Here is an 11,923-nt window from a genome sequence, read left to right as displayed (position 1 = left end):
GATGTTTTCAATTGTGATTTTTCCTAAAATAATACCATAAAAGAGGGAGAAAGGTTCCCGAATAAAAGGAGGGTTTATATGAAAAAAAGAGTAGTAAGCGCATTATTAATTACTACAATGCTTACCTCTATGTTAGCTGGATGCGGCAAAACAGCTGGACATGGCGGAGCAGTTAACGAAGATGGAATCAAAGAATTTACAGCATTCTTTGCAGTTCCAGGTACAGAAATTAATGATGACAATGAGGTTCAGCAGCTTATCGCTGAAAAGACAGGTTGCAAGGTAAAAGAGACTTGGCTTACAGGACAGACAGCTGAGGAGGCTGTAGGAACATTTATTGCTGGTGGCGAGTATCCAGATTTTATTGATGGTGGTAATGGTTCTGTTCAGTTATATGAAGCTGGAGCATTAGTTGCACTTGATGATTATATTGACAAATATCCAAATATTAAGGAATTCTTCACAGATCAGGAGTGGGATGCTATTCGACAGGATGATGGACATATTTACTGGATTCCACAGTTCACAAACATCTATGGAGAAGAAAGAGAATGTACACAAAACGGTGAGGCTTTTTGGATTCAGACAAGAGTGCTTGAGTGGGCAGGATATCCAGAAGTTCGCACAATGGATCAGTACTTTGATTTAATTGAAGCATACAACGAAGCTAATCCAACAATGGAAGATGGTACAGAGAATATTCCTTACACAATCCTTTGCGATGACTGGAGATACTTCTGTTTGGAAAATGCACCACAGTTCCTTGATGGTTATCCAAATGATGGTTCTGTAATCGTAGACCCAGAAACACAAAAGATTATCGATTACAATACAACTGATACAGCTGTTAAGTACTTCAAGAAGTTAAATGAAGAGTACAAGAAGGGAATCGTAGACCAGGAGTCATTCACACAGACATATGATGAGTACATCGCAAAGCTTTCTACAGGTCGTGTTCTTGGCATGATTGACCAGTGGTGGGATTTTGCATATAACGCAGAAGATGCTATTAAGTCAGCAGGTCTTGATAAGCAGGGATGTCAATACGTTCCTCTACCAATAACTATTGATGAAAGCATTACAAATCAGTGGCACAATTCAGGCGGAGAATTGAACGTTTCTTCAGGTCTTGCAATTACAACTAGCTGCGAAGATGTTGAAGGCGCACTTCAGTTTGTAAATGATCTTTTGGGACAGGAAGTACATGACCTTAGATTCTGGGGTGTAGAAGGTGTAGATTACGTTGTAGGTGATGATGGTATGTTCTCTCGTACACAGGAAATGAGAAACAATGCGTCAGATACAGCATACAAGGCATCACATTTATGCTCATATTCATATTTCCCACAGTGGGTAGGCACTAGCCGTGATGGAAAGAATGCTATGAGACCTGATGGTCAGGAAGATGAGTTCTATGATGGACTTTCAGATTCTGTAAAAAATTGTTTTGCAGCATATGGTGTGAAGACATATGTAGAGATGCTTGGTACATCTCCAGCACCAGGACCATGGTATCCAATGTACACATTCTCAAATTCAATGACAACATCAACACCAGGTGGTACAGCATGGACACTTATGGGTGAGACAAAACACCAGTATCTTCCAAAGGTTGTAATGGCTGACGATTTCGATGCCGCTTGGGATGAGTACATGGAAGCATACAATGCATGTCATCCAGAGGATTTCCTCTCTGAGATGCAGACAGAGCTTGATAGAAGAATAGAAGAGGCTGCTAAGTATGAATAAAAAATCAATTAGCCTAACACAATTAAAACATCAAAAGGTACTTTTGATATGGGCTGCAGTAATAGTTGTATATGGAGTTGTATTCTATTATCTACCTCTTGCAGGATGGGTAATGGCATTTCAGGATTACAAACCAGTAACTGGACTATTGCATTCCAAGTTTATAGGCTTTGATAAATTTATTCGCTTGTTCTCTGATGTCACATTTTTAAGAGTAATTAGAAATACCCTTGCAATGGGTGTTATCAACTTGGCTGTAACATTTTTCATGGCAATCTTATTTGCAATCTTGCTAAATGAGATTGCCTGCCAAGGTGGCAAAAAGGTTGTTCAAACAATTTCTTACCTTCCACATTTCCTTTCTTGGATTATTGTTACAGGAATTCTTCATGATGCACTTTCAGGAACAGGAATTATTAATCAGTTGCTTTTAAACTTTAATTTAGTGGAACAGCCAATCAACTTTTTTGCCCACGAAAAATATTTCTGGCCTATCGTTGCATTTGCAAATGTATGGAAGGAAACAGGATGGAACGCCATTATCTATTTGGCAGCAATCACAGCTATTGATCCTTCTTTGTATGAGGCTGCAGCAATCGACGGAGCTGGAAGATGGGCGAAAATAAAGCATGTTACTTTGCCAGGAATTAAACCTACAATCATGATTTTACTTCTGATGAATATCGGAAATGTATTGAATGCAGGCTTTGAAATTCAGTACTTACTTGGAAATGGTCTTGTTGTAAATGTATCTCAGACAATCGATATATACGTATTGAAATGGGGCATCAGCCAGGGCGATTATGCAATCGGTACTGCAGCAGGTATTTTCAAGAGTGTAGTAAGTATAGTGTTGATTGTAATTTGTAATCGAATTGCAAAACGACACGGCGAAGAAAGATTATTCTAAGGGGGCTAGGCAATGAATAAGAAAAAGAGAAAGAAGATTTCTGGTGCCGATTTGGCCTTTAGAATATTCAATACAATTTTCATGATTGCTTTCGTAGTAATCACTCTTTATCCAGTATTGAATACGTTAGCAATTTCTTTGAATGACGGTACTGATGCATTAAGAGGTGGAATTTATTTATGGCCACGTGAATTTACTTGGAAGAATTACACCACAGTACTTCAGAAAGATAATCTGATTACAGGTGCATTTATCACTGTTGCAAGAACAATTATTGGAACATTTTTAGCTTTAGTATCAAATGCGATTTTAGCGTTTATTGTAAGTAGAAAAGATTTTATATTTGCCAAACAAGTATCCTTATTTTGGGTAATAACAATGTATGTTAATGGCGGACTTATTCCAACCTTTCTCCTATACAAGTCACTTGGCTTAACTAACAGTTTTGCAGTCTATGTAATACCAGGAATGATTTCTGCTTTTAACATGCTTGTTATTAGAACCTACATGAAGGGTATTCCAGATAGTTTGGAAGAGTCGGCACAGTTGGACGGAGCGGGCTATACAACAATTTTCCTAAAGATAATATCACCTCTGTGCAAGCCTGTTTACGCAACTGTCGCTCTTTTCGTAGCTGTTGGTCAGTGGAACTCTTGGTTCGATGCAATGCTTTATAACAGAATGAGTGATGACTTAACAACATTGCAGTACGAATTAATGAAACTCCTTTCTTCTGTAACCAACCAAAGCTCGTCTGCTGAGTCTATGAAGAATTCTAACGGCTCCGTAACTCCAACATCCGTTAGAGCAGCAGCGACAATTATCACAATGCTTCCTATAATTTGCATTTATCCATTCCTTCAGAAATACTTCGTAACTGGACTAACACTTGGAGGCGTAAAGGAATAAAGGCATCATGAGAAATGTATTTTTAGAAATAGGAAAAACAAGTGAAGAAATAAATGCCAGAGTAGAAGAGACATTTAATGAAATTTTCTATGGCAATGACAAATTCTATTACACAACTGATGATCAGACTATGGGGTATCTTGTTGATACAGGAAACAACGACACCAGAACTGAAGGCATTTCATATGGCATGATGATTTGCGTTCAGATGGATAAGAAGAAGGAGTTTGATCAGCTTTGGAACTGGGCCATGACAAACATGCATTTAAACCAGGGAGAAAACAAAGGATATTTCACCTGGTCTATAGGGACTAATGGCGAAAAGTTTTCTGATGGCCCAGCTCCAGATGGTGAAGAATTTTTCGCTATGGCTCTTATTTTTGCAAGCCATAGATGGGGAGATGGGACTGGAATATATAACTATAGCCAGATGGCGAAGGAACTCCTGAAAACTTGTATTCATCACGAAGAGCTTTATGGTGGTCACAACATGTGGAGTGATGATGGCTTAATCAAGTTTGTTCCAGGTTTAGAGTTTACAGATCCATCATATCATCTGCCTCATTTTTATGAGTTGTTTGCCGAAAACTGTTATCCAGAGGATAAGGCGTTTTGGAAGAAGGCGGCTCAGGCTAGCAGGGATTTCCTTAAGATAGCCTGTCATCCATCAACTGGACTTTCTCCAGAGTATAGTTTTTACGACGGAACACCATATCCCGATGATGGAAATTTTGGTGGTAGACATGATTGGTTTTACAGTGATGCCTACAGAACTATTGCAAATATCGGCTTGAATTATGAATGGGCAAAAGATGATACGGAAGACAAAGACTTTTTACAGTGGAGTAGAAATACAGCAAACAATCTACAAAACTTCTTCTACACACTGCCAGAAGACAACAACCGTGGAATCTATGCAATAGACGGCACCCCTATTGAAGGCAAAGCACTTCATCCAGTGGGACTCACTGCTACAATTGCTCAGGCAAGCTTAGCTTCTGACAATCAGTGGAGCCTCAAAGCAGTAGAAGATTTTTGGAACACTCCACTTAGAACAGGCGATAGAAGATATTACGACAATTGTCTTTACATGTTTGCTATGCTGGCACTAAGTGGAAATTATAAAATGTGGTAAAAAAGACCCAGCTTACACTAGGTGTGAGCTGGGTTATCTATGTTTTTATTATTCCTGTACTCCAATGGGGTACAGGAATATTTTTCTTTAAATAATTTCGAGTAATAGCTTTGGTTTGAAAAGCTAAAAAAATCTGATATTTCTTCTATAGTTGCATTTGAATAAAGCAACAATTGAGTGCTTCTTTGTAGTTTTATGTTATTAATGTAATCAGGAATAGCAACCCCAACCTCTTTTCTAAAACATTTAGAAAGCCAACGCTCGGAAACATTGCATATTTCTGATAGTACAGATAAGTTTAGTTTTTTCTGTACATGAGAATTTATATAAGACACACAATTGGAAATCATAGGTGAATAACCTTTCTCAACTGTGGCATGGTTATTTACAACTTCTGAGATGGCGGCAATAAGTTCTACATAATAAGGTCTCACATCAAAATAAGTTGGCGCTGAGTCAACTCTCTGACATATTATTTCAGCAATCACATTTACAGCATCTTCTCCAACACCACTACGGATTGCTTCCTGACAAATCTTGTTGGCGACTACCATAAAAACATATTTTGTTTGGCGATCGTGATCCAAGGACATTTTCGTAAAGGAATACTGATTTGGTTCTGAAAACTTTTTAAATAAGTCTTCCATGACTGGAATTCCATCCATGGCGAAGTAAGAGTATAAGTCGTTATTAATGGATTCAGGGCTACTGTAATTCTTATCCTCGGTTTCAAGATTATTAACTTCTAGAAGAGATTGGAGATTTTGTAAAGGCTCATTCGATGCAATTATTTCATCAACTAAAATATTAGATTTGTCCAGCTCTTTGGCAGTGTTTATAAAGTAAGCTAAACAAAGTGCATTTTTTAATTCTTCTATGGAAATAAGCTTGCTTTGTTTTATGTTTAGCTTAATTGCTTCCTTGTCCTTGCTATATGGCTTTCCAAAGAAAAAGTGATTTATAAATTCATCACTATGTTCTTGAGGCAAACAGGGACCAAGAATTAAAAAACTATAATCGGATAGCTTTGAAATGGCAATAAAAATAGATGGTTCTTCAATGATGATTAGTGGGGTATTTATATCGTGTCCTTCATTATTAAATCTTGAGACTACATATTTCATCAAACTAGGCATAGGTATGTCTGGAATGAAATAAGAGATTTCGGTGTGAGTATTGTATATGCAAAATGGAATATTGATGGTAGATTGCAATGATTCTAATAACTGTAATCTGTGGGACATATGTATTCTTCCTGTTCAGTGTACTAATTTAATAAAATATGTACAATTTTATTATTTCTATATATTTCTGTCAAATATAATAAATCCATAAAACAAAAGGGGGATAGGTATTTATGCTATTTAAAAAAGATTTTATGTTAGGTGCAGCAACAGCGGCTCATCAGGTAGAAGGAAACAATGTAGGTAGTGATTATTGGATTATGGAGAATCTTGAACATTCTGTTTTTGTAGAAAAATCTGGATTAGCCGTAGATCATTACAACAGATATGAAGAAGATATCGACTTGTTAAAGCGAGCAGGGCTTAATGCATATAGATTTTCCATTGAATGGGCAAGGATTGAGCCTCTAGAAGGTCAGTGGAATGAAAAGGAAATGGAGCACTATATTAAGGTGATTGACTACTGTCTTGCAAACGGAATTGAACCGGTAGTTACCTATCATCATTTCTCGTCACCAGCATGGCTAATAACTAAGGGTGGCTGGGAATCTCCAGAAGTGGTGAATTATTTTGAGAGATATGCAAGATATGTAACAGAACATGTTGCAGGTAAAGTTAAATATGTATGCACAATTAATGAAGCAAATATGCGTCTTCAGATGGCCTTTTTAATTAAGGATATTACGGAAAGAATGTCTAAGCAGTCAGAAATTCAAAATCAGGAAGGCTCAGTACAGGTTGGAGTAAATCTTTCTCAGAATCAATCACAGATGATGATGTCTATGATGGAAACAGCAAAAGCATTTAATATAGATGATCCTAGAAAGGTAGCAAATTTCGTTTCACAAGCTAGTGAAGAAGGAGATTTGCTTGTAATGAAAGCCCATAATGCTGCACGAAATGCAATTAAATCAGTTGATCCTAGTATACAGGTTGGATTGACTCTTTCTCTTCATGACATCCAATGTGTAGATGGTGGGGAAGAGAACGCAAAGAAAGCATGGGATGATGAATTCACACACTATCTTCCATATATTGAAAAGGACGATTTCCTTGGAGTTCAGTGTTATACAAGAAAGATATTTGACGAAAATGGTGCAAATTCTTCGCTTGAAACAGGGACTAAAACACAGATGGGCTATGAGGATTATCCTGCAGGAATAGTAAATGTTGTTAGAAGATGTGCTGAAGAATTCAAAGGCACTATTATCGTTACTGAAAATGGAATAGCAACATCGGATGATGAAAGAAGATGTGAGTTTATAAAAGAAGCATTGACAGGACTTAATGATTGCATTACCGAGGGCATTAAATTAAAGGGCTATTTTGCATGGTCATTATTAGATAATTTTGAGTGGCAAAAGGGCTTTTCAATGACCTTTGGATTAATATCAGTTGACAGAAATACAATGGAAAGAACACCAAAAAAGAGTCTTAAAGTTCTTGGCAGCTTTATGGAAAAGTAGTGAGGTTTATAATGACAGAAAATTTAACATCTAACGTAGAAAAAAAGAATATCTATAGAAAAGCAAAAAACTGGCAAATAGCACTTACCACAATAAATTCAGGTGGAGCAATGTGTTTTTATATGCTTTTAACCTATGCTAGTTATGTGGCAAATGTTGGTTATGGAATTGCAACTGCACTTGTTGGTTTTTTGTTGACAGCGACAAGAATATTTGATGGGTTCATTAATCCATTTATAGCAATGTTAATAGATAAGACTATGACAAAATATGGAAAAATTCGTTTATTCTTGCTGGCAGGTTGGGGTTTAGAAAGTTTGGCAATCTTTATGCTCTATATATGGTGCTCAGGAAAAGGCCATGGAATTATTTTATTTACTGTGATGTATTTAATATATATTGTGGGATACACAATGAACAATGTTGCAGGTATGATAGCTGGACCTGTTATGACAAATGATCCAAACCAAAGACCAATCGTTGGTGTGTGGGGAACGGTATATAATTATTTCGCACCAATGATAATGACTGTATTTTTTACTGTTGTCTTACTCCCTAGATACAATAATGAATATACAGTAGAGATGCTTGCAGCATGTGCGACAGTGACAATTGTTATATCATTCGTATTTACGATACTTGCTTGTATTGGTATATCAGAGGCTGATAAGCCAGAAAACTTTGGAACAGATAGCCAGGGCGCAAGCGAAAAGGTAAAAGTAAAAGATATGATAAAGCTGTTGAAATCAAACAAGGCTTTGCAGATGTACATTGTAGCAGGAGCTACTGATAAGCTTGCACAGCAGACTGCTAGTCAATCTATTATTACCACAATGCTATTTGGTATATTGATTGGAAATATGCAATTATCAACAATACTGAATGTAGTTGCAATGCTACCTTCAATTGCTTTTGCAATTTTTGGAGCAAAATATGCAGGTAAACATGGTAGCAAAGAAGCTCTTTATTTTTGGTCAGGAATTTGTATGGCGTTTTCCATATTATTGGCAGCATTTATGTATATTGTTGATATGAGAAAAGTGACTGTTGAAATACTTCCAACTGCCGTATTTTTTGTAATTACATTATTAGTTAATGGCGCAAAGATGTGTGTAACAACAGCTACATCTTCTATGAGCGGAGATGTGATTGATTATGAAATGGCTCGTTCAGGAAAATATATGCCTGCAGTTGTTACAGGAACATACAATTTCTTTGATCGTATTCTTTCATCCCTTGGTGCAGTTTTGGCAACTACACTTATAGCTTTAATTGGCTATACATCAACAATGCCACAGCCAACAGATACACCAAGTCTTGCAATTAAAAATATGACAATATTCATATATATTGGATTACCATTTATTGGCTGGATTTGTAATCTATTTGCAATGAAGCTTTCTCCTATATCTAAAGAAGAAATGGTAAGGATTCAGAAAAAGATAGCAGAACAGAAAGCGAAAGTGAAATAAGAGTAATGAATAATTTAGCTGTGCAACAGATAATGCTTGGATCTGTATGTAAAGATGAAAAGACAACATTAAAAGCCTTGAAACGAATTAAGCAGGCTGGTTATGATGGAATAGAATTGAATCTATTTATGATTGAGAGTACACCATTTATAGTTCGATTACTTACAAAAATGGCAGGTATGCCGGTTGGTAAGGGGGCCAATATATATTGGCCCGATATGCTAAAGGAAAGTAGACTTAAAGCTACTAGTCTTCATGCCGATTTAGGAAGTTTGGAAAAAAGAATTGATGAAGTTATTTCAAAGGCGAGAGAATTAGACACAAACAAAATAGTAATAACTGGAATGTACAGATTTGATTATGGTAATTATGATGATGTAAAGTCTTTAGCAAAAAGATTGGACAAAGTAGGTGCGAGACTACATGAATCAGATTTGCAATTACTATATCACAACCATAATGTGGAATTTTTGAAGGTTGATAATAAATATACGGCATATGAAATGATACTTAAGGATACGGATCCTGATTTGGTTAAGGTAGAATTTGATTCATATTGGCCTGCAGAAGCTGGTGTTGATTTTATTCCATTGATGGAACAACTGGGTGAGCGATTGGTTCTTTATCACATTAACGATAGAGGGACAAGATTAAAAAAAGTTCCAATTACTCCAATTCTTAAATCAGATTCAATAGAGTTAGGGTATGGTAATATGCCATTAAAAAGGATTCTTGGCTTGGACTGTATAAAAAACGTTGATGCAATTATTCTTGAGAGCCATAGAAATTGGGTCAACAATAATCCCATTGAATCTTTGGAGAAAAGTATAGCATTTTTGCAGGAGAATTATTCTAATGAACATTAGCGGAATACTAAAATCGAACTTAGTACATTGGATAGAACCAGAAAAGAAAATTGATACAGAAAAAAGACAAAGACCAAAGTGGGTGGAAAAGTCTTTTGATGTAAAAACTATAAATGGTAACGAGGAACTATTTATCACAGCCCATGGATGCTATGAGGCATACATTAATAATCATAGAGTAGGAGACTTTGTTTTTGCTCCAGGCACATCTGAATACGAAAAGGAACTATATGTTCAAAGGTATAACGTTGCAGGTCTTTTGAGGAAAGGTAAAAATACTATTAAGGTATTGCTTGGAGATGGTTGGTATCGAAGTGCAGCAGGTGTTACTGGCGCAAGAAATCTTTTTGGAACCCATATAGGGCTTTTGGCATGGATTTCTTCGGAAGATACTATTATTGTGAAGACTGATAATACATGGGAGACTTATCCTCATTCTGAAATTGTGTCTGCGGATATGTGTCAGGGAGAAGTAATTGATTGTTCTAAAACCGTACAAGAAAACAAATCACATGTATACGAGAAGAACTATTCCTTTAACAATCTAATATTTACTGATAATCCTCATATTGTTGAAAAGGAAAGATTTAAGGGAAAGCAAATAAAAACTCCATCTGGAAAAACGGTCATAGATTTTGGTCAAAATATTGCAGGATATGTTCAGATGACATTTAATGCAAAGTCTGGTCAAAAAATCATATTGACTCATGGTGAAACTCTAGATGAAAATGATGAGTTTACTATTGAAAATTTTCAACCTGGAGAACGTCACAAAGAAGGTGGTATTTTTCAAAGAATTGAGTATACAGCTCATGATGGCAAAAATACTTACAAGCCTCATTTTTCTATCTTTGGATTCAGATATTGCTTGATAGAAACAGATATTTCGTTAGAGGACGCAGAATTTGAGGCAATAGCTGTGTATTCAGATATGGAAGAAACAGCAAGCTTTGAGTCAAGCAATGAAAAGCTCAATACTTTGTTCAAAAATGCAATGTGGAGCATGAAGGGAAATTTCTGCGATATACCAACGGATTGTCCGACTAGAGAAAGAGCAGGTTGGACTGGTGACGCGGGGATTTTCGTGAATACTGGTCTATATTTAATGGATTGTAGACGAATTTATGAAAAATGGCTGGCAAGTTGCAGAGCAAATCAATATAAATCTGGAGCTGTTAGAAATATCGTACCAAGAAACAATGAGGAAAGTTTCTTTGGAAAGCTTTTATCTGCATCTGCTGGATGGGGAGATGCAATTATTATTGTTACACACACTTTGTATAAGAGATATGGTGAGCAGTCGATTATTCGTGAAAACTATGAGGCAATGAAAAAGTGGCTCATGTTTCTCAGAAAAAGAGCTAAAAAAGGCTGTATAAAAAAACTTCTTAGCGGCAGTTTAGACAGTTTTTATGATGTTACATCAGGACTTGATTATGGAGAATGGGCTGAACCAGATATAGAATTTGCAAGTGGAGTAGATATGAAAGGTAAGAGTGGAGTCGCAACTGCTTATTTAAGCTACTCTGCGAGGCTCTTAGCTGAAATGGCGGATATCATTGGAAAGCATGAAGATGCAAAAGAATTTTTGAAGATAAGCCAAGGAGCAAAAAAAGCATATCAGCATCGTTTTATTTCAAATGGTATTATTGAGTCAGATCGACAAAAGGATTATGTAAGGCCGATTGCATTTGGCCTTTTAGAAGAGAAGGACATAAGTGCCAATGCTAAAAAACTAAATGCCTTAGTTGAAAAGATGGATTTTCATTTAAATACAGGCTTTTTATCGACACCTTTTTTATGCAAAGTGCTTGCCGATAACGGTTATGTAGAAACTGCTTACAAGCTACTTTTGCAGGAAACAAAACCAAGTTGGCTATATGAGGTAAATCAAGGCGCTACAACCGTTTGGGAAACATGGGATGGAAAAGCATCTCAAAACCATTACAGCTACGGAGCAATTTGTGAATGGTTGATAGAGGGTGTTTGTGGTCTACGATACACATTTGATGAACTAGTATTAAAGCCACTACCAAGTAAACAGTTACAATTCGCGAAGGTCTCTTATAAATCTGAAAAAGGAGTCATAAAAGTAGGCTGGCACTATGAGGGTGATAAATGTCTTTATAGTGTAAATTTGCCTGATGGTTTATCTGGAAAATTGATAAAGCCTAATGGTGAAGAGGTAATAGTTCAAGGAAGCTATATTTGTGAATTATAATAGGTTAAAAA

9 protein-coding genes are annotated in these 11,923 nt (G+C 36.4%); 8 read left to right on the top strand and 1 reads right to left on the bottom strand.

Going from position 1 to position 11,923, the window contains the following annotated elements; translation table 11 throughout:
• The first annotated feature begins 78 nt into the window (after nucleotides 1–78).
• From BO15_RS0100320 to BO15_RS0100305, 4 genes are read left to right on the top strand one after another with little or no spacing between them, the layout of a single operon-like run.
• Nucleotides 79–1,749, top strand: a complete 1,671-nt coding sequence (locus BO15_RS0100320) for an extracellular solute-binding protein (protein ID WP_033151538.1) — start codon at nucleotides 79–81, stop codon at nucleotides 1,747–1,749.
• Nucleotides 1,742–2,659: an ABC transporter permease gene (locus BO15_RS0100315; RefSeq protein WP_044936031.1), complete on the top strand. Its 918-nt coding sequence runs from the start codon at nucleotides 1,742–1,744 to the stop codon at nucleotides 2,657–2,659. Before BO15_RS0100320 ends, BO15_RS0100315 begins: the two co-directional genes overlap by 8 nt.
• A gap of 12 nt (nucleotides 2,660–2,671) precedes the next feature.
• Nucleotides 2,672–3,568: a carbohydrate ABC transporter permease gene (locus tag BO15_RS0100310; protein ID WP_033151536.1), complete on the top strand. Its 897-nt coding sequence runs from the start codon at nucleotides 2,672–2,674 to the stop codon at nucleotides 3,566–3,568.
• Between the two features lie 7 nt (nucleotides 3,569–3,575).
• Complete coding sequence (locus BO15_RS0100305) at nucleotides 3,576–4,703, top strand: glycosyl hydrolase family 8 (RefSeq protein WP_033151535.1); 1,128 nt, start codon at nucleotides 3,576–3,578, stop codon at nucleotides 4,701–4,703.
• 17 nt (nucleotides 4,704–4,720) lie between these two features.
• Here BO15_RS0100305 and BO15_RS0100300 read toward each other — a convergent pair whose 3' ends face one another.
• Nucleotides 4,721–5,947, bottom strand: coding sequence for a helix-turn-helix transcriptional regulator (locus tag BO15_RS0100300; RefSeq protein WP_033151534.1), 1,227 nt, complete (start codon nucleotides 5,945–5,947; stop codon nucleotides 4,721–4,723).
• Nucleotides 5,948–6,060: 113 nt separating this feature from the next.
• Here BO15_RS0100300 and BO15_RS0100295 point away from each other — a divergent pair, with 113 nt between their 5' ends.
• The 4 genes from BO15_RS0100295 to BO15_RS0100280 are packed head-to-tail and all read left to right on the top strand — an operon-like array spanning nucleotide 6,061 to nucleotide 11,912.
• Nucleotides 6,061–7,353, top strand: coding sequence for a glycoside hydrolase family 1 protein (locus tag BO15_RS0100295; protein WP_033151533.1), 1,293 nt, complete (start codon nucleotides 6,061–6,063; stop codon nucleotides 7,351–7,353).
• Between the two features lie 11 nt (nucleotides 7,354–7,364).
• Complete coding sequence (locus BO15_RS0100290; protein WP_033151532.1) at nucleotides 7,365–8,825, top strand: MFS transporter; 1,461 nt, start codon at nucleotides 7,365–7,367, stop codon at nucleotides 8,823–8,825.
• 5 nt (nucleotides 8,826–8,830) lie between these two features.
• Nucleotides 8,831–9,691, top strand: coding sequence for a sugar phosphate isomerase/epimerase family protein (locus BO15_RS0100285; protein WP_033151531.1), 861 nt, complete (start codon nucleotides 8,831–8,833; stop codon nucleotides 9,689–9,691).
• Entirely contained in the window at nucleotides 9,681–11,912 is a 2,232-nt protein-coding gene (locus BO15_RS0100280) for a family 78 glycoside hydrolase catalytic domain (RefSeq protein ID WP_033151530.1), read from the top strand. Before BO15_RS0100285 ends, BO15_RS0100280 begins: the two co-directional genes overlap by 11 nt.
• Nucleotides 11,913–11,923 lie beyond the last annotated feature (11 nt).

Source organism: Pseudobutyrivibrio ruminis HUN009, assembly GCF_000703005.1.
Classification (GTDB): Bacteria; Bacillota; Clostridia; order Lachnospirales; family Lachnospiraceae; genus Pseudobutyrivibrio; species Pseudobutyrivibrio ruminis_A.
This window is presented reverse-complemented; position numbering and strand designations above follow the sequence as displayed.